Raw genomic sequence first — 23,102 nt, forward strand, 5'->3', positions numbered from 1 at the left:
AAGCCTATCTTTCCGATATAGGAAAGATAGGCCTTTTATTGTTTTATACAGTAATTATAAAGTACACATTTTATTTTTTCGAACAGGTACTTTCCTATTTCTTATGGAAATATACAATAAGAATAAATAATAAAATTGATTATTCTTTCGCTTCTTTGTCCATCCTTTTAAAAAATCTATGTTTTTGTAAAAGGAGTGTTTATATGGAGAAACAGACCCTTTGGAAAAAATTCAAAAAAAGCTCAGTAAACCTCGGAAAATCCAGCGTATATGAAAGTATTATTTTATTCTACACAATGAAAAAGAAAAAGTTACCTACTAAAGCGAAACTCATTATATTAGCCGCCTTATCCTATTACGTATTAACAATCGATTTCATTCCAGATATAGCTGCTATTATCGGGATTGGCTTATTAGATGATGTTTTAGCAATCGCTGTAGCGCATAAATATGTTATGCGACATGCAGACGCTGAAATTCGAGAAAAGAGTAAAATAAAAATGGAGTCATTATTTACTTCAGCACAAGCATAATGAAAGAGGAGCTAATATAATTTCTCTTAGCTCCTCTTTCATAAAACTATTTTTCAAAATACTATTTTACTTCATTAGCTACAAAAAAGTGCTCACATACACTTGAAATACGTTGCAAATCTACGTTTCCACCAGATATAACCGCTACTACTTTTTTCCCTTTAATATATTGATCAACTTTCCCTGCAAGCAGAGCAGCAGTAGCTAGTGCACCCGCACCTTCTACTACAGCCTTTCCACGTTGTAATAAGTCTTTCATTGCTACCTCTAATTCACCTTCTGATACTGTTACAATATCATCTACTAATTCTTTTACAACTTCAAACGTTAAATTTCCTGGTATTTTAACTGCGCAACCATCTGCTATAGTAGGTGCCTCGTAATGTTCTACGATTGTCCCTTTATCATAAGATGCCTTCATCCCATGAACATTTTCTGCTTGTACACCAATTATATTGATTGATGGATTAAAAGATTTTAATGCAACAGCAATACCAGAAATAATTCCGCCTCCGCCAATTGGCACAATAACCGTATCAACATCCCACATATCATCAAGAATATCTAAGCCAATTGTGCCTTGACCAGCCATTACCTCTACATCGTCATATGGATGTAAGTATGTTTCACCTGTTTCTCTTATAATCTCCTCACATTTTGCCTTCGCATCATCAAAAGTTTCACCGTATAAAACAACTTCTGATCCATATCCTCTGGTAGCCTCGACTTTCGCTAGAGGTGCAGAAATTGGCATTACGATTTTACTCTTAATACCAAGTAAATGAGCAGATAAAGCAACACCTTGTGCATGATTACCTGCCGAACATGCAATAACGCCTTTCTCTTTTTCTTGCTCTGTAAGCTGCGACATTTTATTAAATGCACCACGGAATTTAAAAGAACCCGTTAATTGCATATTTTCTAACTTCAAATGAATTTCTCCACCAGTTTTACTAGTCAAATAAAAAGATTTTACTAATGGTGTTTTACGAACGTTTCTATCAAGAATTTTTTGAGCCTTTTTAATGTCTGCTATATGTAATGGTAGTTTACTAGTTATCATACTAACACCTCTTCCAATGATTTATGATCTACTCTATTGTCATTCCTCAGTTTTCGTAAATAATAACTCCTTTATACGCAACCAACTATGTTAAGAAAACATTTGTCATACCTGTACGCCCTTCTTTAAGACACACATCTGCAAACAATTTAACATCCTCTTCATATCACGTTCTTTATAGTGATTCAGACATGCTATTTGAATCCAGTTATTCTTTTGTAAATATGCTGATTCATAATGAACAATATATCCTTGTAATGCTAATGCATCGCCTACTGCCTTAGAAGACTGCCCTTCGTTTAATTGAATGGTAAGAACAATTTGAGCGGCATGATCTTTAGGTGAAACAAGCTTTAAACCCATAGTAGTAATAGCTTGTTCAATATAAGCATACGCCTCTTTTATTTTTTCAAATGCCTCTTCATCTTCGAATCGCTTCAATGCTTCTTGCAATGCATAAATTAAATTCCATGAATGGGAGTATGGAATACTATCATCCATTTCATACATACCAATATCCATATACACAGGTATTGCTTCGTTTTTCTCTACAATGTGATTATGAAAAACGAAAGATAATCCTGTAAATGATTTAATCGCTTTTCCGCTTACACCACTTGCAAAATATACATCCTTCAAATTTATTCGTATTGCTCCAATTGAGCTTATACAATCTACACATAGTTTCATTTGATACTTTTTACAAAGAATGTCTAGTTCTTCTAAATTATTTAACATTCCAGTTGATGTTTCATGGTGAACAAACCAAAGCCATTCATAATTTCCAATTGCCATTATTTTTTCTAATTCTGTATAAATAAACGGCTCTGCCATTTCTTTTTTATACGTATCAAAATTTAAATGTGCACGTTTTGCCTGCTCAATTAATCTATTACCGAACTCCCCGTTCGCTAAAACTAGTCCTTTACCTTTTAATGAACGTAACTGTAAAGCAATTGCATCATTCGCTAACGTCCCTGTTCCTAACATAACTTGTACACGTTTTGCTTTCGTTATTTGAAGTAATCGTTTTTTTACATTTCCCATCGTCACTTGAAATGACTTGGAGCGATGGGAAATAGGCTTAGTAGAAAATGCCTTTTGGACATTCTCTTCGATGTCTACTGGGCCAGGTAAAAACGTATATTCTTTCGTCATAATCCCCCCAACACTCGACTCTTCAAACTTAGTGGGTGTAACATACATTGGCTGGAAAGCTGCTTCTTCTGTTCCAACTAGCGTATGGAAAGGTTTAAACCCCATTTGCTCATATAAAGGAAGCTCACGTGTTGTGGCTGAAATGAGTGCTAATTCATATCCATTTAGAAGTAAATAACGATGTAAAAAGCGAATTAACCCTAACAGTGCTCTTCCATTTCGATATTCACTTTCTACTGAGAGTAAACGAATTTCATATACTTTTTCTCCATGCTCTTGTAAATAAAAATCTAAATTTGAAATTTTATAATCTAACGAGAATGGTCGTTTTCCCCGCACCGCGACCATGCCTACTAATTTCTCACCATCTAAACAAATTAAATATGTATTTTCTTCATGAAATCGATCTATACGAAAACGTTCTTTCGTTTCCTCATGCTGCGGAATCTCTTCTACAAATGTTTTATAGTTCAATTTATGTATACTTTCAAATTCCCAAGCTTGATCAGCAACCTTATAAATTAACCCCATTTCTTACCTCCTTTATCTCTACTTACCGCTCACTATCAAATTAATAAAAATTATAAGTGGAGATTCCCCCACTTATAAAAGATTCACTTTATTCTCGATTTACATATAAAATAAGCACAATAATAAATGCACTTAAAATAGTCGTACCAATAGAGTAAGAATAAAAAATCATGCAAATTGGTAAACAAGCGATTGTAATTAACCCTGGCTTAGTAAATCCTTTAAATATTAAATAAAATACAATAAAAATGCCTATTAGAGTAAGCGCTATCAAATAATCAAATGCTATTAACCCTCCAATAAATGTTGAAATTCCTTTTCCACCCTTACCTTTAAACAAAATTGGATAAATATGTCCAATGATAACGGCCAATAATGCCAGCATTACGAATGTAGCATCTTCAAAAAGGTATTTTGCTATATAAACTACAATTGCACCTTTGATCGCATCACCTATAAATGTAGCGACAAAATACCCTTTTCCATATACTCGCCCCATATTTCTTGCACCAGGATTTCCGCTTCCTTCATCACGAATATCAACGTTATGTCTCCATTTTGTTACTATATAAGCGGTCAATATGTTTCCAAATAAATAAGAAGCCACTACATACAACAATTGCATACTATTAATCATGTAATCATTCACTTTCTACATGGGAATACTTATACACTATTCAATTATTATGCACATTGTACTTTTCTGACTCTACATCCCTTTATATATTTTAACATCATATTTTTACAAATCATACAAAAAATCTCATTCAGCTATTTGTACTTTAATGTATATTTCCTTCATCAAATAATATGTTCTTTTCGCTGCCATTTCTGATTGTGATACAAATGTAACTTCTCCCATACAATTTTTAAAATTATCAACTTCCTCAAATTCACAAAAAACCGCCTAAAAGCCGAAACATTCAACTTTTAAGGCGGTTTTTTCTATTTATTCTTAAACTTCTCAGTCGCTGCTCTCATCTTCACATTCAAATCGTGATCAATGGAGTCACGAATATCACGCTCTACTACCTCCATTTCCTTTTGGAAATTTTGCAAGTATATTTTTAGTTCTTCTTCTTTTTCAGGACGTTGTGATGGTGGTAATTGTACCACTAATGATAACATCGCTGTTAAATCTTTCATTAAGAACGTTTCAAGTTTATGTTGTTGTTCAAACATGCGTTGTTCTTGATAGTACGGAAGTGCATTTAATACTGAAATTGTAATGTCATCAACCGTTCTTTGTAGTGAAGGATTAATCGAGCGTTTATATGCTTGAATTGTATTTAATGCATCTGGATATCGATCATAGAAATACAATTTATAAAACGATAAGTCTGTCGGTTTTACAGTTTGCTGTGATTCTTGTCTCAAGAAATCTTTCACTTTCATTGTTGCAATATCAATATCTTCATTCGTAAGCTTTTTCGTTGTTTTTGCCATCACATGCACTTTTTTCTGCTTTTCTTTCGGTAACATTGAGAAAACTTGCTCTCTTGTACGTTGGCCCGATGAACAGAAAAGTGTATTTAATGTATTTTGTTCTTTTTTCCCTTCTGTACGAATCCAGCGATAAAAGAGTGGGTGCTGCGTAAATTCTTGTAAAAACGGTGTTGATTTGTTCGATAATTTTTCAATAGAATCTTGCGCTCTCTTATATGGTTTCGTCCATGAAAAATAAAGTTTACGTCCGAAGTATACAACTAAAACAACGACAGTAAATGCGATTAAAAGTAATGACCCTAATAGTAGTAATACTCCTTGAATGAAACTCATTTTTTCACCTCCTCTAATGATCTGTTATTTCCTTGGACGCTGAATGAGTTTCTGCTTCATCTCATCATTAAATGTGTCAAGTTCAATTACAAACTTCTTACTAGACTCAATAATACGCTCTGACGATTTCTCAGATGCTTCAATAGCAGCGAATACATTTTGGAATGATTCACGTAATTTATCCATGCTAATTGCAGGATTTTCTAGGAGTTTTGTTGTTTCTTCTGTATTTTGTTTTAATGCTTGAGAATTGCTTAATACCATTGATTCAATCGCTTCATTTGTCGCATTAACTGCATCAATTGTTTTACGTTGATTTGTTAATGCGAGCTGAATTGCAGCTGAAACCGTTACAACGTTTTGTGTCATCGTAATTGCATTGCGAATTGCTTCTGCTAGCTTTTCATTATTTTTCTTAATAATATCTACAGACGCGATAGATTGTAATAATACACTTTTTGCTTGTTGCATATTACGAGTACGCACAAGTATCTTTTCTAATGCATCATTTATTAACGGAATATCCCTTTGACGTTCTGGATTTTGTTTCTCAGCTTCAAGCATACCAGCAAGTTTTCTTCCTAAGTATACTTGTTTATCAAGAGCGTGAATTTTATCGTGTGATTGCTCTTTTAACATTTCAAGACCAACCGTATCCTCTTGCAAGTTATCACGGCCAATGAGAAGTGATCTTATAATCTCCTCGATTTGCTTATCTATAGATTGATATTTATGCACGTAATTTTCAAGCGGATTTTTCTTAAACACTTTAAACATAAGTTTCTTCATACCAGTTGCTTTTAATGAGTTTGGATCAAGTTCTGATACCACTTTTCGTAATTCTAACAATGTATTTGGAATTTCTTCATTCTTTCCATTCATCATCGCTGTCACAGGACGTTTTAAAGCTGATAGCGTTTGTCCTGCCGCTTGCTGCTCTTTATCCCCTAAGTCTCCAAGCTGCGACAATACTTTTGATAAATCTGTATTTTGCTCGCTATTTAACTTTTGTACATAAAGATCTGCTTCTTTATTCAGTTCTTCAAGTTCTGCATCTTTTATTACTGTATCCACTACTACTTCTACATTATTATCTTTCACAATCGATACAGGTTCTTTTTTCTCGAGTTCAGTCAACAAAATCGCTCCTTTATTTATATGTGCGAATTTATGTGCACTATATTTCATCTAATATATCGTATTTCATATACATTTTGCTTGCTTGAAATCGATTTTTCAAGAAATACCTGCTTATGCAGTCATTCCCTGTTTCATAGTGTAAGTATACCTGTTCTCGTCATTATTTTCCTCAGACTTAAGACCTAGAGAGTAACATACTGAAGGCGGATTCTTTACGAATTACCTTACTAATCACCACTGAATATTAAATTGAAGTTCCATTTAGTTATCCTCTTAAATTTATATAATGCTCTATCTTTTGACATATGCTATCTTTCAATGTGATAATTACATTAAGCCCACTTCTAATTATTCTTCCGCGCAACAAATGCTCCCTTTTGAAAAGCTAATAACACCGTTTCAAACGTATCATCTTCTTCAATCATCTTTATAAATTCTGCTAGTTCCTCCGCATGAGAAGTTGCATTATCAATAACAAGAAAACCTTTTGGCTCTAAAATACGTTTTATATGTTCCCACCACCACATATATTGCGTTCGTTCTGAATCTAGGAAAATAAAATCAAATGAATGATCTAATTGCGAATCTAAAAATGCTCCAGCTTCTTGATTGTGAATATCGATTCGCTGTGTGAAATTCACCTTCCTAAAATTCCCAAGTGCCTCTCCCACCCGTTCTGAAGAAAGTTCTACCGTTGTAACATTTCCATTTGTTTCTTCTACCGCATTTGCTAGCCACAATGTAGAATAACCATTTGAAGTTCCAATTTCTAAAATTTTTTTTACATTACATCCTTTTACTAAAATTGATAAAAATTGTCCCATCTCACGAGAAATATTCCGTAATTTTTCTTCCCGCGTTTTTTTATGTCGATCATGCTCTTCTCCATATTGTTCAAGTTGAGATAATAATGAATCTAACGTATCCATTCTTTTCATCGCCTTTCCAAAGCAATATGATGAAAAAGCTCTTGCTGCCCGTCTACTTTTCATTATATGCGAAACGAAAACCTTTTTCTCGTTATATGACAAAGTTTTAAATTTTTTTATAGCATATTGTTTCGTTTTTTGGTAAAGTTAATTTCTACGTGCAATTATTCCATTCACATTATTTTACAACCAGTTTTCAATTATAAAATAATATAAACCCCATTTAAATGAATCGGTATTTCAAATTCAATTAAGTGCCCTTTTCGGACGCATTTTCTTTTGTTTATATATCTCTAGAAGAAAGGATGCTTACAAATGAACGTGATTAGCTTAGATGCTGCTAGAAAGCGAAAACAGCATAAAAAATTAATGATTACTATACCGATTATTAAACGTATTTATGAAGAAGACGGGGAAATTAAATTCGAGGTAGCTGGTGAAAAAGATGTACCTCTTGAAATGTTAGAAAAGTAATAAAATAAAGACGCATTTCTGTTGAAATGCGTCTTTATTTTATATTTTTACATTTAAATGCATAAGTTTTTCAGGATTAACCATCATATCATACTGCATACATACTAACGTTTTTATTTTTTAACAAACTAAAACAATCGCTCCCTTCACATTTCAATAACTAGACTCATACCCTAATTTCAGATTGCAATACAACATAAGAGAGGCAGGTAATACAATTGACTTCCAATGTTGACTACACATCCCCCTCAACCAATTTCACCCATGATTTAAATAAAAGTAATTTTTTTAAGAAAGATGCTCAAAATTATATAAACGTACTTGGCATCAAACAATTAAACACATTAGAAAACACTTCTTTATTAGATATATATTTAAGCACAGGTAATGTTGTAGAACCACATATTCATCAAAATGCAGCTGAACTTGTTTACTGTATTTCAGGATCCGCTGTCGTTTCTTTACTTAATCCATTTACGAATCAAATATTAAACTTACCGATTAAACCAGGGCAAGTTGCTAATATTCCACAAGCGTGGTGGCATTACGAAATTGCTACAGCAGATAATACTCATTTATTAGCTATTTTCAATGCCCCAACTCCAGAAGTTATTTTTGGATCTGATATTTTAAGATTGACTCCAGCCAATATGATGGCCCATACTTATTGCCTCAACGAACAACAGTGGAAACAAGCGGTATCCCCAATTCAATCCACTACAGTCATTGGTCCTCCAGCAAACTGTAATCAAAACCGAGGAACGATAAACCAATCAACTCAATCCCCATTGCAACCACAAAATCTATATTATCAAGATTCATACTATTTCCCTCCATATTGGGGTTACTGATTTAAGTCATTTCTATTAGAAAACTATAATTCATCTCCTTGGAAAATACCTTGGAGATTTTTTTATTGTATAGTATATCCCCATTACATATTCTCAAACGTAACAATTAATAGAGTACAAACATATACTATTAATATATTTAATAGGAGGTGATGATACAATGAGTAATTATAGCAACTATCGAAAAAACTACTCTAATAATAAAAATAGTAGTTCATCAGCATCCTCTCAATCTTCCAATTCACAATCGCAAAAAGATTTAACTCAACAAGGTTATGTAAAGAAAAAAGGTTGTAATTGTAATAAAAATAAATAAGATCTTTCAGCACAAAATTCTATATTTAGCTATATAAAAAGGAATACTCTTTAAAAAGAGTATTCCTTTTTTCAATGCTCTTTTCGTACAAATTGTATAGATGATAGATCTACATTCTAAAAATATAGCCTCTCTTTAATACATCTAACTTCAGTAGGTGCTCAAGTACACTTATTTAACAGACAAGACGCAATCATTAAGATTACGTCTTTCTTTTTTACAACATAGTAACATCCTCTTGTACCTAAAGAATAGTTACCCCTGCACTCGCATAACCTTCTACAATAGTAGCTACCGTCAGACCTGAAGTTGTTACAGAGTAAACCATTAACAAACGTGTCTGTGGAGTTACTGGTATCGTTAATCCAGTTGTAATATTATTGCGAATCGCACCAATTGCAACAATACCAGTTATAGGAGGTAGTGTTACAACAGCACCTGGTATCGGTGTGAAGGTATTATCAGGATTAGGCCCTGTAGATTGATATAACTGCGCCGTAACGGTAGCACTTCCTCCTATAAGACTCAATGCCAACGTTGTACTAAAATATGCCGCAATAGAAGTAATTACCCCTGCACGTGGTACAGAAAAAGCCATATTAAGAAGTGTTCCAGTTGCACCTTCCAAATCAATTGGTCCACCAAGTGAAGATAAAGTAGGTGCGGAAGAGCCAAATCCGATAAGCCAGCCTATATTAGCTAAACCACTTCCAAGCGACGATAACGTAACAGGTATCCCCGATGCATATGGAATAATAGCTCCCTCACCTGTTGCTCCTGTTGCTCCTGTCGCTCCTGTTGCTCCTGTTGCTCCTGTTGCTCCTGTTGCTCCTGTTGCTCCTGTTGCTCCTGTTGCTCCTGTTGCTCCTGTTGCTCCTGTTGCTCCTGTTGCTCCTGTTGCTCCTGTTGCTCCTGTTGCTCCTGTTCCTACTCCTGTCGCTCCTGTTGCTCCTGTTGCTCCTGTTGCTCCTGTTGCTCCTGTTGCTCCTGTTGCTCCTGTTGCTCCCGTCGTTCCTGTTCCTACTCCTGTCGCTCCTGTTGCTCCTGTTGCTCCTGTTGCTCCTGTTGCTCCTGTTGCTCCTGGCGGAATTGGAGTAAGACTAATTAGTTGTGTTAATAGATTAAATAAAAGTCGTAAAGTTGATGGAGCAAAACAAGTCTGTATAGAGAAGAAGAAATCTGCAAGAGCGCTGTAAAATTGTTGTAATAGTACAGACAATTGCCCCAAGTCTGTATTAGGAGATTGTAATTCATTTAAAATACTTTGAACTAACTGTTTTAAATAATCTCCTTCTGTAGTTGGTAGTAATAAATTTAGTAAATCTAAGAGTTGGTTAAACAAGTTGATTAGTATCAATTTATTTGCAGCATTTGGAGTAGCAAAAAACGTTGGTATAGCTATTATTAAAGCATTTAGTAAACTAATCAATTCATTTAATTGTGAATTGCTAGGACAAACTACCTTCGGCTCACAACAACCACCTGTAATAATAATTGAATCACAGTGATTATTATCAGAACAATCATTATGTTTCATATTTTTCCTCCTTACTTATTTATTTTCCGAGTACCTTTCTATTCTAAGAGTTATTGAATATATAGTTATATTTTATTAGCTTTGAGTAATAATTTCCTCTTAGAAAAGAAAGCGCTACTAATAATTAAACAATAAAGAACGCTGTTTTAATTATCTTCACGACTCTCATATTAATTATATGTCCCTAAAAACTTAATGATTAGATTATATACCTAAACTCAGTAACACATTTTAAAATCCCACATTTCTATTTTTAATACATAATCTTATTCTCAAAAATAATCAATTCAAATGAGGCATAATAAATACAAAAAATCATATTGGTTATATAGGGATGTAGCCGCGTCTCTTATAAAAAAAAATCATAAAATAAAACATGGGACAAGCTTCATCTTAACTAGCCCCATAAATTCAAAATAGAGGTGAAATATTACATGCCCATCATTCAACCTTTTATGGCATCCAGAAGATTCACGTCCACTTTAGGTGCTGGTGCTGGTACTGGCGCGGCTTTCGCAATTGCTGCTACAGCATGCTTAAACGACTCTGGTACTACTGCAACAGCATTTCCCACTTACACATACTACAATCTTTATGTCAATGGAGTCATTCAACCTAGTGTAAACTCAACTGTCACTACAGGACCTACTGGCGCAATTACCATTCCAGGTGGAGATGCATTAGATCCTGGAATTCCGATTACAGTTGAATTTATCATCACTTAATATCTATTTTTTCAGTCAGACAGATTACTCAAATATGAGAATCTGTCTTTTTTAATGAATAGTAATAAATTGTAAAATGATTGATGAACCTTGTAAAGGCGGTTCAGAATCTACTAAAATCAACTGACCAGCAGTAACTTGGTAAAAAGGCTGTGGCTGAAGAATTCCATTTATAAACAAATTAATATATGAAACGTCATCTGGAGAGAGTATTTGTGTTGTACCATATTCAGGTATCCCATCAGCATTTGTATAAATAAGCTTTTCTCCATCTGAAAAAGTAAAATATAGTATATTTGATGTTTGTATATTACCAATAGGACCAGTTGCTCCCGTTGTTCCGGTTTCTCCGGTTGTTCCAGTTACACCTGTTACTCCGGTTACACCTGTTGCTCCCGTTTCTCCTGTCGCTCCGGTTACACCTGTTGTTCCAGTTACACCTGTTACTCCGGTTACACCTGTTGCTCCCGTTTCTCCGGTTACACCTGTTGTTCCAGTTGTTCCAGTTACACCTGTTACTCCTGTTACTCCTGTTACTCCGGTTGTTCCGATTGCTCCAGTTACACCTGTTGCTCCGGTTGTTCCGGTTACACCTGTTGCTCCGGTTGTTCCGGTTACACCTGTTGCTCCGGTTGTTCCGGTTACACCTGTTGCTCCGGTTGTTCCGGTTACACCTGTTGTTCCGGTTGTTCCGGTTACACCTGTTGCTCCCGTTTCTCCCGTTGTTCCGGTTACACCTGTTGCTCCCGTTTCTCCCGTTGCTCCGGTTGTTCCGGTTACACCTGTTGCTCCCGTTTCTCCCGTTGCTCCGGTTGTTCCGGTTGCTCCAGTTACACCTGTTGTTCCGGTTGCTCCAGTTACACCTGTTGTTCCGGTTGCTCCCGTTTCTCCCCTTGTTCCAGTTGTTCCTGTTACTCCGGTTGTTCCGGTTACACCTGTTGCTCCGATTGCTCCGGTTGTTCCGGTTACACCTGTTGCTCCGGTTACACCCGTTGCTCCGGTTGCACCTGTTGCTCCGGTTGGAATTCGAATAACTGGAAGTGGTGGAAATGTAGGTCCAATATTTTCAAAAATTGATGTTTCATTATAGTTCTTCAATTTACCACCCCCTTTCACTTAATAATTATTAAATGTATATTTCTTTTAAATGTTAAAAAACGAATTTACATTTACAACTCCTGTTAATGAACGTTATTATATTTCTTATCAAATTAATATAACAACTCCATAACTTACAGGATCAACATTAATCTGAATTTACAGAAAATACCCCTTGCTATTCCATCTCAATACGTAAGGTAATCATTCTCCAAGCCTATATGCAATACTGCTTTGACACTCAACTGTGTGTCTTTTTTATACGAAAAAAGCTATCTAATTATAGATAGCTTTTTCATAATATATTAAGAAACAGGATAATAAATTGTCATACTCACTCTTGTTAATGTTTCTCCTAAATTGTAATAAACATGTGGTCTATCCGCCTTAAATCTAATGGAATCACCACTTTTTAAATTATATTTACACCCATTTACTTCAATTGTTAATTCTCCATCAAACACTGTTATAAATTCTTCCGTTCCTTCTTTATGAGCTTCCGCACTCAAACTTCCCTTTTCTTCAATTTCAATCATATAAATTTCAAACTGTCTATTTTCTTGGAACGAAAATGAAGGAAATACTCTATACCTCCCATTATCTTCAGACAATATTTGGATATCATTCCGTAAAACTATAGTCGTATCTGGTTGTGGATTATTTATTAAAGAAGTAAAGGAAACCTTTAGTCCATTAGCGATTTTCCAAATTGTTGTAATCGTAGGACTAGATTCGCCTCTTTCAATTTGTCCAATCATTGTTTTACTCACACCTGTTAATTGTGAAACCTTTTCCAAACTCAGTTTTTCTTTCTTACGAATAGCTTTTAAATTTTTTGCAAGGATAATTTGAATTTCCTCCATAAAAACACTCCTATACAATATAACGACCATTATGTATAATAAAAAGCACACGTTATATTGTTCTTTTCGGTCATTATAACACACGAATAAGAGAGGGTTTTTGAAATGCCTATATTTTCTTTTTTATTATTTGTCTTTGTTAGTAGCTTCACACCAGGCCCTAACAATTTTTTAGCTATGACATACGCCAAGCAATATGGATTAAAAAGAAGCATTACATTTTGCCTAGGTGTGGCTTTCGGTTTTTTTATTATCACTTCATTATGTAGTTTCTTTAATATTGTACTTATAAATATTCTGCCATTAATTGAATTCCCTTTAAAAATTTTAGGTGTAGCTTATATGCTGTATTTAGCTTTTAAAATACTCACTAGTAAAGGCAATACAGATACAAATGAAAAAAGTAATAAAAACTTATTTTTAGTAGGAATTATGCTTCAATTTGTTAACCCGAAGGGAATTTTATTCGGACTGACTGTAGTATCAACTTTTATTCTCCCTTACTACCATTCATATTCTAGTTACCTTTTCTTTTCATTGTTTTTAGGCATAGTCGGTTTAATGAGTACGTTTAGTTGGTGTCTATTCGGATCGATGTTTCAAAAACTTTTATTAAAACACAACCGAATATTTAACATTATTATGGCAGTTTTATTAGTGTTTAGCGCCATTTCAATTATTATTAACTAGTTCTATACTCATTCTAATCCTTATATTTTGTTTAACTGAACCAAACGCTACAGTACGTATATCTTAAGCTTTTTCTCTTATTCTTCTAAATAGAACTTTTTTCTACCTTGTACAAGCAGTTCTTATCCTCATTAAATACAATATATAGACAAATAAAAGATAGGAGATTAAAGAATGGCTAATTATTTTTATAAACATGGTAAAAAGTACTATAAAAATTATTCATATTCTCACAATAAAAAAGAGAACTGTTTCACTAAAACGCATACGATTGCTGGCTCAAATATACCATTAGATATTATTGTACCAGCTAACACTTCAAGAATAGTTTTTGAAGATGCTACTAATAATCACAATAAAACATTACTGCAGTTTCATGTTCCTGGTACTTCTGCACCAATTGTTGTAACTATTCGTACAAGAAATTCTCGTAGACCGATTACCGCTACAATAGCTTCAGGTGAAACAAGAATTCTTCAAGTAGAAAATTTTGAAAGCCTCACTCTCACAAATAATAATAATACAAGTAGCAACATTGGTGTGTTTATCCAAAAAACGTTTTGCATCTGCTGTGATGACCAAAATGATTATTATGCAGAACAATCACATTCTCTTAACCAAAAGAGTAACTGTTTTATTGAGACTCATACCATAGCCGGTTCGGGAACTTCCTCAACTGGAAATGTACCTCTAGATATTATCGTACCCCCTAACACTTCAAGAGCGGTTTTTGAAGATTTTACTATTAATCACAACAAAACATTACTTCAAATATCTGTTCCTAACGATTCCGGTCCCATTGAAGTAATTATTCGAACAAGGATTTCTAGCACACCAATTAATGCAACTTTAGTTCCTAATGAAACAAGGATCTTTCAAGTAGAAGATTTCCAAAGCCTTACTCTCACAAATAATTCCGATACATTTGATTTTATTGATATATTTATCAATAAAACATTTTGTATTTGCTGCGATGACCAGAACAACCCTTGCGATGAATGTAACCATGAAGACAATGATTATGATTGTTAGTTTTAATGAAAAAGAAACCTTTATAAAAAGGTTTCTTTTTCATTAAAACAACTAACATCCGATGATATACGTATTTACTTATCTATCGTTTCTCGTTTCTTAATAAAATAGCATTTTTGTTTATAAATTTTACACATTTAAAGTAGAAAAGCATATGTTATTATATGGAGATCCCCTCCACTCATAAGATTCTTATCTTTCTAAGAGTACGTTTATAGGCGTGCTCTTTTGATTTTTTATCCAATAACGATTTTTACATCCACACGCTTCTTACTAGCTTCACTGCTAAATAGGACTGGATATATTTTTCTATTTTTGAATGTATAATCCAAAACTTATTACTAGAAACTGTACAAATACTAATAGCTCTTCAAAAATAGAAGCACATGCTTCTGTGGCAAAAGACAATTCGAGTTGACGAATTTGATTTTTCGCATCATCAAAATCGGAAGCTACAACTTTTTATTAAATACAGCTTCAGCCTTATGACCTTGCAGTATATATTGACAATACTTTAGCTAGTCATAGAAAATCTTATGGAACAATCGCGATATATATAAATCCAAATACTTCTCAACGGATAGGATTATGGACAGTATATGATCCATCAAGATATTTAATATATTCCTAATTTGGTTGGGTAAGTAATAGACCAATTAATCCATAATAAGAAAAAGAGGCTGCGAAATAATTACAGCCTCTTTTCTTTAATCGCATTTTTCTATTTGGTCGCCTTCTTCACCTGCATTTTCTGCCGAACTATCCGTTCCGCCTCCCACTGCATGTTGCTGTTTGGTATTAGAACTTTCGATGGCAGCGTTGGTTCCCGCTGCACTGTCTTCTCCACCACCACTTGCCACTTGAGTAGCACCAGCCTGTTCCTTACGGGTTTTATTAATTTGATTATTGATGATAAGTACAAATTCTGCCTCTTCATCCGAAGTTTCTTTTTTCATTTTATGCGGCTCAATCTGGTCCCCACTAATTCCCTTATTTATGGCTTCGCCTCCAGCGCCCACCGTTTGTTGCTGTCTGGTATTCGATGAATCAATTGCTGCATTACTTCCTGCTGCACTGTTTTGTCCGGCCCCACTGGCAATTTGTGTTGTATTCGGTGCAAATGTAATCTGATTATTAATGACAATGACAATTTTTCGTTTATCAGCAAGATTTCCCAAATTAATTTCTTCTCCATCTTTTTTTACAAATCGAAACGTGATTTTTTCATTATTTTCCATGTTCTCCCCCCCCTTTATAGTATTAAATGACTGGAGAATGATAATGGATTGGACAAGCGTATTTTTTTTATAAATATGTGCCCTCGCCCACAATGAAGGGTGTATTATCAGGTTCCGGTATTTTGCTCGTATTAGGTACGTCGACTTGACGACAGTCCAGCATCCGCCGAATTTTGGAATGCATGGAGAAAAGCCTTATAGGAGATATAGAAAGAGAGATTAGTAGAAACATTGGTATATAAAGGTTTCTAGGTTTGATTATATTTTCCTTTTCTTATTTAGATTTATCCGCCAAATATCTAGCATAGTGAATTAAATTTCTAGCTACATCTAATTCAAGATTAAATATATTAGGTACCCCTGGTCTCCAATTCACCTCAAATAACCACAATTTTTGATCTTTATCAATCCCTACATCAATTCCTAACTCATCAAATACTACATCCTTAAATAAAGAATTAAAATGGTTAGCAAAAGTTACTGCAAATCGTTCTAAATACCTTTTAATATTATACCAATCGTTATCAAACTCCGCTTTTAAAAAACATCTAAATAAGTACTGTAACCACCCTTAGCCATATTTGATACAATACTTCCTAATGGACCTATTCTCGGGAATATAGAAGTAACAACCCACCTTCCTTCCCCATTTCTTTGAACATGCAATCGAAAATCATAAACATGACCAGATTTCATTTGACATGAAATAAACTGTTGAACTATGTAACCTTGCTCTTGAATCTTATCAGATATAAAGCTCCGTAATTGTTTTTTATTCATAGATGAAATTTGTTCTGACTCATTCATACTATAATTCATCCCGTTTTTTTCAATGAAAACAATACCACTACCTTGATGTCCAGAAATTGGTTTAATAATAAGTTTTTCATAACGATTAATCATGTCAAAAAACTTATTAACATCATTTAATTCATAAAAAGGAATAAGATACTGCTTAAATTTTTTTGCTCTATTTATTCTGTTATATACACTTAATTTATTTCCAATTGAATGGCTTGTAAACGGAACTTTTTCATATAGATGATCATAGATTTGCTGATTTTTATCACTAACATGAACACTTGCATTATAAATAACATCAGGAAAAGAAAATTCTTGTTCAACCCACTTACCATTTTCATAAGTTTTACCTAAAATCTTCTCAGTTTCTATATTTACTTTCCCTAAAGTAAAATAAAAAAAGTTTATACCTTCAGCTTTAGCTACAGCAGCATAAGTATATGCTTTCTTTACGTCATTCGGATCTTTCCGATGATGAAGCATACCAATTATAGTCATGTTAGTTCTTCTTCCCTTCCTTCTAAAGATCTTTTTCAAATCAAATATCAAATTCATTATATATATATTCATGTTTTCCCTCATTCAACCATTTTTCGAAAAATCCAGAACAAGCTTAACCTCATTTTAATATTCTACCTATAGAAATAATAAATCTGAGGTTTTAAAAAATGATTAAGGTTAAGGTGACATAAAATGGATACTATTATTTTCATTGAAACAAATAAATCTGGATCAAGTAGGGAAGCAATCAAAGCAGCCGAAAAACTTAATTTCTTTACTGTTTTGTTAACTAACAAAACAAAATTTATTGAAGAACGAAATATATTCCCCGATGTACATCAAATGATTCTTACTGATATAAACGACTATGAAAATATAATTACAATAATCGAAAAAATAATAAAATCAGGGAAAAACATAAAAGGAATCTTTAGTTTTATTGATCCTTTTGTTTATGTAGCTGCACGTTTATCAGAAAATTTTTGTTCAAATATTGTATCTACTAAAGCAATCTATCATATGGAAAACAAAATATTAACTCGTAATGTACTTAAAGATTTACCAATCTCACTCAAATATTTAACTTATAAACCAACAGAATCATTATCATCTTTCCTTAAAAAAACTAAAGAGATGAATTTCCCTCTTATTGTAAAATCCCCCAAATCCACAGGTTCAAAAGATGTATTATTAATAAAAAATAAAGATCAATTAATTTTATCTATGAAAAGTCTTTTAAAAAAACTACCTAATGAAGAAATTCTACTTGAAGAATATATAGATGGACCTCAGTACTTAGTCGAAGTTTTAGTTCAAAATGGAAAAGTCCATATTATAGCAGTAATTGAACAAGAAATTACACTTTTTGAACGCTTTATTGTTACTGGTTATTCTTTACTAGGACAGGTAGACAAAAGACTATATAATAGTCTTTTCAATGCAGTTAATTCTGTTATTCAGGCTTTTAATATGAAAAATGGAGCTTGTCATCTAGAACTCCGGAGAATAAATGATGTTTGGAAATTAATTGAGATAAACCCCAGAATATCAGGTGGAGCAATGAATGACATAATTGAAATTGGACATGGAATCAACTTAGTACAAGAAACTATTCAATTAATGTTAGGAAATAAACCTTCACTAAATAAAAAACATTATAAATATGTGTATGCTCATTACCTAACAGTTAAATTTAAAGGAAAACTAATTCGAGTTACAGGGAAAAATCGTAGTTCTAGATATCCTGGTGTAGAGAAAGTTTATATAAAACCTAAAAAAGGAACTTTTCTAAAACCACCTACATCAATGGGACATCGATATGGATACGTTTTAGCAGCGTCCTATTTTAAAACAGAAGCAAAAAAAATAGCTTTAGAAGCGGCTAAAGAAATTTCTTTTGAAATCCAAAAATAATAAAAATAACATATATACACCAACAGATAAAAATATACTAAAAATCATATTTCTTATAATTTTAATTTATTTACTAAATAGACGACTCCAAAATGATTTAATTTATATATGGTAAAATATATCCATCGCTAATATGTCCAAACATGTAATTTTCATAGCAGCAAAATTACAACTAGACTTATACAACATGATTCAAAAATCAATGAAGGAATGTTTTAAGTGAAAGGACGTATTCGAAAAAGAGGAACAAAGTGGTATATTATTGTCAATATCGGAGCTGATCCAGAGACAGGAAAAAGAAGACAAAAGTGGCTTTCATGATACATTTAAAGCCTATTTGAAAAAATCCGAATTAAAAAACATTAGATTTCATGATTTACGCCATACACATGCAACGCTTCTTTTAAAACAAGGAGTACATCCAAACATTGCAAGTGAACGATTGGGTCATAAGGACGTTTTCATAACCTTAAATCGCTATTCACATTTTTCACCTGGTCTGCAAAAGGACGCTGTTAAAACATTTAGTGAAAGACTATTCGGATGGTAATGTTTGCAAATACAAAAAATACGGTTTCTCTTCCCACGAGAAACCGTATCACATCAATATTTCCGTTAAATTTTAAACTGACTCGTATACAGATCAAAGTAAAACCCTCCATCTTCCATGAGAGTTTCATGATTTCCTCTCTCTAAAACACTTCCATCTTTTATTACAAGTATTTGATCTGCTTTTTCAATCGTTTTCAGCCGATGAGCAATTACAAAGCTCGTTCGCCCTCTCATTAAATTATTTAATCCAGCTTGAATTTGTAATTCTGTTCTCGTATCAATATTAGATGTGGCTTCGTCGAGAATTAATATATCTGCATCTGCTAAAATTGCTCGTGCAATCGCAAGAAGTTGTTTTTGTCCCTGACTTAAATTCGAACCTTCTGAAGCGATTTCTGTTTCATATTGATTCGGTAAATGCTTAATAAAAGAATGTGCTGATGCAGCTTTAGCAGCGGCCATTACTTCTTCATCACTTGCTTCCAAACGCCCATACCGAATATTATCCATAATCGTCCCAGCAAATAAATACGTATCCTGTAAAACAACCCCTATTTTACTCCGCAAAGAATTAATATCATAATCCTTTATATCTTTTTCATCAATGTTAATTTGCCCTTTTTGAATGTCATAAAAGCGAGTTAACAAATTAATAATTGTTGTTTTTCCTGATCCAGTTGGACCGACTAAAGCGATGGTCTCCCCAGGATTTGCCTCGAGACTCACATCTTTTAAAATCATGTTGTCCTGTGCGTATCCAAATGAAACTTTCTCAAGCCTAACATGTCCTTGTAAATTTTGTACAAGTACTGCATCTTTTTTATTTTGAATTTCTGGTACTTCATCCATAATTTCAAAAACACGTTCTCCTCCAGCAACTGCCGCTTGAATCGTATTCATTAAAGTTGCAAATTGACTAAGTGGTCTTGAAAATTGTCGAGAATAATTAATAAAAGCTGCAATGACACCTACTGTTGTCATTCCGTTTAATACCATTACCGATCCAGTTCCAATTACAAGCCCCATTCCTAAGTTATTAATAAAGTTCATACTTGGAAAAATAAATGCTGAAAACGTTTCAGCCTTCGTTGCTGAAATTCTTAGCTGTTCGTTAATTTCATTAAAGTTATGTACGGTTTCTTTTTCTTTTCCGTATAACGTAGTTACGTCTGCACCTGTAATAGCTTCCTCGATAAATCCATTTAATTCCCCTAAATCCTTTTGACGCTTCGCAAAGTTTTTGCCACTATAAGCAACTAGTTTTTTTGTAACGAAAAACATAATAGGTACTGTAATTAAAGTTACAATTGCTAAAATCCAATCTAATGAAAACATCGCAATTGTTACACCTATAAATGTTAACGCTGATGAAATAATTTGTACAACACTTTGTGTCAAAGCTTGATTTAAGTTATCAATATCATTTGTCACACGGCTCATTAAATCACCTTGAGAACGTACATCAAAGAATCGTAGAGAAAGTGTTTGGATTTTCTCAAAAATATCTTGTCTTATTTTTTGTATAGTCTTTAATGCAACATTAATCATTACAAATGTTTGTAACCATGTTAACAATACGGTTATCCCATATATTGCAATGAGCAGCATGCACATTCTCGCTGTCCCGCTTAAATCCTTCGGTACAATGTATTCATCAATGATGACCCCCATATAATATGGCCCAAGTAAACCTAGTAATGTCGTGATAAATACAAGAATAATAACGAACATAAGAGATGCTTTTTGATACCCCATGTAGTTCCATACTCGCATTATAGTTCCTTTAGTATTCTTTGTTTTTCCCGTTTTCGGATTGTTACGTCCACCTTTATTTCCAAATTGTCCTTGAAAATTACGCATGCTCTTCCCCTCCTTCTTGCTGCAGGCTACCACCTTGGGAAAGATAAATTTCCTGATACACTTCACAAGTTGCCAATAAAGCCTCATGCGTACCATTTCCAACTAATTCACCGTTATTCAAAACGAGGATTTTATCAGCATCTATAATAGAAGATATTTTTGATGCAATTAAAAATGTCGTTGTGCCACTATATCTTGTCCTTAATGCTTCTTGTATTACAGCTTCTGACTTCGCATCAACTGCCGATGTAGAATCGTCTAATACAAGAATAGATGGCTTTCTCACTAGGGCTCTTGCAATAGATATACGTTGTTTTTGACCGCCAGATAGATTGGTTGCACCTTGTGTTAAGTTATATTGATAAGAGTCTTCCAGCTTATTTACAAACTCAGTCGCACAAGCAGATGAAGATGCTAATTCCAATTCATCATAAGTGGCATCTTCTTTGCCATAACGTAAATTCTCTTCTATACTGCCTGAAAAGAGAAGTGCCTTTTGTGGAACGAAGCCAATGGAGGCACGAAGTTTTTGTAAATCGTATGCTTTCACATTGACATCGTCTATACATACTTCACCTTGATCAACATCGTAAAGTCGTGGCAATAGTTTTGCTAATGTAGATTTACCACTCCCAGTAGATCCAATAATCCCTATTTTTTCACCTTTACGTACAGTAAATGAAATATCTTTTAAAACATATTCATTATTTTTCGTATAACTATAGCTAACATTTTTAAACTCTACATTACCACCCACTTGTTTTGGTTCATATACGTCGCCTTCAGTTGTAATATCAACTTCAGTATGTAAGACTTGTTGTACACGATCAGCTGATGGAAAAGCACGGGCAATTTGAATAAATACCATACTAATAGACATAAGTGACATTAAAATGATATTTAAATAGTTAATAAAAGCTAAAATGGCCCCTACTTGGAGTGTACCGTTAAAAACTTTCTCGCCACCCATCCATAAAGTTGCTACAATCCCGCCATTTACAACTAGCATAATAATTGGCATCATCAATGAAATAATTTGTATAGCACGAATATTTATTTCAGTTACACTTGTATTAACTTTCTCAAACTGTGAGATTTCATATTTTTGTCTTACATATGCTTTTATAACACGTACACCGGATAAATTTTCTTGTAGCTTTGTATTTACTTTATCTAATGCTTCTTGTACTCGTTTAAATGAACCGCTCGCTTGACCTGCAATCCATACAATTGCAACTAATAAAACGGGTACCACAACAAGTAAAATTGGAAATAGTTCTCTCGCTGTTACAAAGACTATAATGATACTTCCAATAAATAATAACGGTCCACGGACAAGTACACGTAACGTCATCGTCATTGCCGCTTGAATAGATGTAATATCATTTGTCACGATTGTTAATAATTTACCTGTTCCAAATGAATCACGATTTTTGCTGGAAAATGTTTCTATTTTAGCAAACACATCTTTTCGTATGTCTGTAGCGAAATTAACAGCAGCTTTTGTAGAATACATCATACAACCAAGTCCTCCAACTAAACCGATTGCTGCTGCCCCTATCATAAGAAGCCCCATTTTTATTACATAATTCAAATCCCGGTTTGCAATTCCAACATCAATAATATGTTGCATTATTGTCGGTTGAATTAAGTCCATCGCAACCTCAAGTACCATAAATAACGGCCCAATAATAGCGAAGAACATGTATGGTTTTAAATACTGTAACAACTTGCGAAATGATTTCATACATAATCTCCTTTTTTCATGAAATTACCATTGAATAATTCATATTCCTCCTTATTTAAACGATATAGTCTGTAATTTCTTCATTAGTCCTATTATATTATGTAAATTAATATTTAACATTATTAAATGATAAGCATTTATGACTTTCCGGTCAATAAATGTGCTTTATCTTACGTAAATACAAAAACCACATTCTTAATAGAAAGAATGCGGTTTTTTATTTATATTTGTTCAATTGTAAAATTCAATCACGAATCATTATTTTTAGATG

22 protein-coding genes and 1 pseudogene are annotated in these 23,102 nt (G+C 33.5%); 10 read left to right on the forward strand and 13 right to left on the reverse strand.

Annotated elements, in window-relative coordinates; translation table 11 throughout:
* Positions 1 to 203 precede the first annotated feature (203 nt).
* Positions 204 to 533 carry a YkvA family protein gene (locus JTF23_RS16865; RefSeq protein ID WP_070128385.1) on the forward strand — a complete coding sequence of 110 codons (330 nt, stop codon included), beginning with the start codon at positions 204 to 206 and terminating at the stop codon, positions 531 to 533.
* A 61-nt stretch (positions 534 to 594) separates the two neighbouring features.
* Here the strand turns inward: JTF23_RS16865 and tdcB are convergent, their stop codons facing one another.
* The 6 genes from tdcB to JTF23_RS16895 form a co-directional block, all read right to left on the reverse strand.
* Positions 595 to 1,596, reverse strand: a complete 1,002-nt coding sequence (gene tdcB, locus JTF23_RS16870) for a bifunctional threonine ammonia-lyase/L-serine ammonia-lyase TdcB (RefSeq protein ID WP_002157827.1) — start codon at positions 1,594 to 1,596, stop codon at positions 595 to 597.
* A 105-nt stretch (positions 1,597 to 1,701) separates the two neighbouring features.
* Positions 1,702 to 3,285, reverse strand: a complete 1,584-nt coding sequence (locus tag JTF23_RS16875; protein ID WP_204209224.1) for an aminotransferase class V-fold PLP-dependent enzyme — start codon at positions 3,283 to 3,285, stop codon at positions 1,702 to 1,704.
* An 88-nt stretch (positions 3,286 to 3,373) separates the two neighbouring features.
* Complete coding sequence (gene plsY, locus JTF23_RS16880) at positions 3,374 to 3,922, reverse strand: glycerol-3-phosphate 1-O-acyltransferase PlsY (RefSeq protein WP_002109931.1); 549 nt, start codon at positions 3,920 to 3,922, stop codon at positions 3,374 to 3,376.
* Between the two features lie 308 nt (positions 3,923 to 4,230).
* A complete protein-coding gene (locus tag JTF23_RS16885) occupies positions 4,231 to 5,064 on the reverse strand; it encodes a DUF3974 domain-containing protein (protein ID WP_002085563.1) in 834 nt (277 codons plus the stop codon).
* Between the two features lie 24 nt (positions 5,065 to 5,088).
* On the reverse strand, positions 5,089 to 6,201 hold the full coding sequence (locus tag JTF23_RS16890; protein WP_002109928.1) for a toxic anion resistance protein: 1,113 nt from the start codon (positions 6,199 to 6,201) through the stop codon (positions 5,089 to 5,091).
* Between the two features lie 347 nt (positions 6,202 to 6,548).
* Positions 6,549 to 7,142, reverse strand: coding sequence for an O-methyltransferase (locus tag JTF23_RS16895; protein ID WP_078181928.1), 594 nt, complete (start codon positions 7,140 to 7,142; stop codon positions 6,549 to 6,551).
* Positions 7,143 to 7,448: 306 nt separating this feature from the next.
* Between JTF23_RS16895 and JTF23_RS16900 the strand changes: the two genes are divergently transcribed.
* The 3 genes from JTF23_RS16900 (at position 7,449) to JTF23_RS16910 (ending at position 8,774) form a co-directional block, all read left to right on the forward strand.
* Positions 7,449 to 7,607, forward strand: a complete 159-nt coding sequence (locus JTF23_RS16900) for a hypothetical protein (RefSeq protein ID WP_002157830.1) — start codon at positions 7,449 to 7,451, stop codon at positions 7,605 to 7,607.
* A gap of 218 nt (positions 7,608 to 7,825) precedes the next feature.
* On the forward strand, positions 7,826 to 8,458 hold the full coding sequence (locus tag JTF23_RS16905) for a cupin domain-containing protein (RefSeq protein WP_002157831.1): 633 nt from the start codon (positions 7,826 to 7,828) through the stop codon (positions 8,456 to 8,458).
* Positions 8,459 to 8,618: 160 nt separating this feature from the next.
* Positions 8,619 to 8,774 carry a hypothetical protein gene (locus tag JTF23_RS16910; RefSeq protein WP_204209225.1) on the forward strand — a complete coding sequence of 52 codons (156 nt, stop codon included), beginning with the start codon at positions 8,619 to 8,621 and terminating at the stop codon, positions 8,772 to 8,774.
* Between the two features lie 244 nt (positions 8,775 to 9,018).
* On the opposite strand, the gene JTF23_RS16915 is transcribed toward JTF23_RS16910, so the two are convergent.
* Positions 9,019 to 10,311: an exosporium glycoprotein BclB-related protein gene (locus tag JTF23_RS16915; RefSeq protein WP_204209226.1), complete on the reverse strand. Its 1,293-nt coding sequence runs from the start codon at positions 10,309 to 10,311 to the stop codon at positions 9,019 to 9,021.
* Between the two features lie 434 nt (positions 10,312 to 10,745).
* On the opposite strand from JTF23_RS16915, the gene JTF23_RS16920 reads away from it, so the two are divergent.
* Entirely contained in the window at positions 10,746 to 11,036 is a 291-nt protein-coding gene (locus tag JTF23_RS16920; protein ID WP_204209227.1) for a DUF4183 domain-containing protein, read from the forward strand.
* Between the two features lie 51 nt (positions 11,037 to 11,087).
* On the opposite strand, the gene JTF23_RS16925 is transcribed toward JTF23_RS16920, so the two are convergent.
* Together JTF23_RS16925 and JTF23_RS16930 are read right to left on the reverse strand one after the other, a co-directional pair.
* Entirely contained in the window at positions 11,088 to 12,134 is a 1,047-nt protein-coding gene (locus JTF23_RS16925; protein ID WP_213020090.1) for a DUF4183 domain-containing protein, read from the reverse strand.
* A 305-nt stretch (positions 12,135 to 12,439) separates the two neighbouring features.
* Complete coding sequence (locus JTF23_RS16930; RefSeq protein WP_002109916.1) at positions 12,440 to 12,997, reverse strand: helix-turn-helix domain-containing protein; 558 nt, start codon at positions 12,995 to 12,997, stop codon at positions 12,440 to 12,442.
* A 105-nt stretch (positions 12,998 to 13,102) separates the two neighbouring features.
* Between JTF23_RS16930 and JTF23_RS16935 the strand changes: the two genes are divergently transcribed.
* Together JTF23_RS16935 and JTF23_RS16940 are read left to right on the forward strand one after the other, a co-directional pair.
* Positions 13,103 to 13,687, forward strand: a complete 585-nt coding sequence (locus tag JTF23_RS16935; RefSeq protein ID WP_002157837.1) for a LysE family translocator — start codon at positions 13,103 to 13,105, stop codon at positions 13,685 to 13,687.
* Positions 13,688 to 13,861: 174 nt separating this feature from the next.
* Positions 13,862 to 14,719 (forward strand): exosporium protein D, encoded by an 858-nt coding sequence (locus JTF23_RS16940; protein WP_070128373.1) that lies wholly within the window; start codon positions 13,862 to 13,864, stop codon positions 14,717 to 14,719.
* 707 nt (positions 14,720 to 15,426) lie between these two features.
* Here the strand turns inward: JTF23_RS16940 and JTF23_RS16945 are convergent.
* Both JTF23_RS16945 and JTF23_RS16950 read right to left on the reverse strand, forming a co-directional pair.
* Positions 15,427 to 15,957 carry a hypothetical protein gene (locus tag JTF23_RS16945; protein WP_002109913.1) on the reverse strand — a complete coding sequence of 177 codons (531 nt, stop codon included), beginning with the start codon at positions 15,955 to 15,957 and terminating at the stop codon, positions 15,427 to 15,429.
* A 274-nt stretch (positions 15,958 to 16,231) separates the two neighbouring features.
* Positions 16,232 to 17,328 (reverse strand): annotated as a pseudogene (locus tag JTF23_RS16950) (YheC/YheD family endospore coat-associated protein).
* A gap of 123 nt (positions 17,329 to 17,451) precedes the next feature.
* Between JTF23_RS16950 and JTF23_RS16955 the strand changes: the two are divergent.
* From JTF23_RS16955 to JTF23_RS16960, 3 genes are all read left to right on the forward strand, one after another.
* Positions 17,452 to 18,672, forward strand: a complete 1,221-nt coding sequence (locus tag JTF23_RS16955; protein ID WP_204209229.1) for an ATP-grasp domain-containing protein — start codon at positions 17,452 to 17,454, stop codon at positions 18,670 to 18,672.
* A 219-nt stretch (positions 18,673 to 18,891) separates the two neighbouring features.
* On the forward strand, positions 18,892 to 18,993 hold the full coding sequence (locus JTF23_RS28220) for an Arm DNA-binding domain-containing protein (protein ID WP_232304310.1): 102 nt from the start codon (positions 18,892 to 18,894) through the stop codon (positions 18,991 to 18,993).
* Complete coding sequence (locus tag JTF23_RS16960; protein WP_374100903.1) at positions 18,953 to 19,222, forward strand: tyrosine-type recombinase/integrase; 270 nt, start codon at positions 18,953 to 18,955, stop codon at positions 19,220 to 19,222. Before JTF23_RS28220 ends, JTF23_RS16960 begins: the two co-directional genes overlap by 41 nt.
* 65 nt (positions 19,223 to 19,287) lie before the next feature.
* On the opposite strand, the gene JTF23_RS16965 is transcribed toward JTF23_RS16960, so the two are convergent.
* Together JTF23_RS16965 and JTF23_RS16970 are read right to left on the reverse strand one after the other, a co-directional pair.
* On the reverse strand, positions 19,288 to 21,084 hold the full coding sequence (locus tag JTF23_RS16965) for an ABC transporter ATP-binding protein (RefSeq protein ID WP_204209230.1): 1,797 nt from the start codon (positions 21,082 to 21,084) through the stop codon (positions 19,288 to 19,290).
* The gene (locus tag JTF23_RS16970) at positions 21,077 to 22,831 is read right to left on the reverse strand and encodes an ABC transporter ATP-binding protein (RefSeq protein WP_204209231.1); all 1,755 of its coding nucleotides are present in this window, start codon (positions 22,829 to 22,831) and stop codon (positions 21,077 to 21,079) included. Before JTF23_RS16970 ends, JTF23_RS16965 begins: the two co-directional genes overlap by 8 nt.
* Positions 22,832 to 23,102: the final 271 nt, after the last annotated feature.

This window comes from Bacillus sp. RIT 809 (genome assembly GCF_016892495.1).
Classification (GTDB): domain Bacteria; phylum Bacillota; class Bacilli; order Bacillales; family Bacillaceae_G; genus Bacillus_A; species Bacillus_A cereus_U.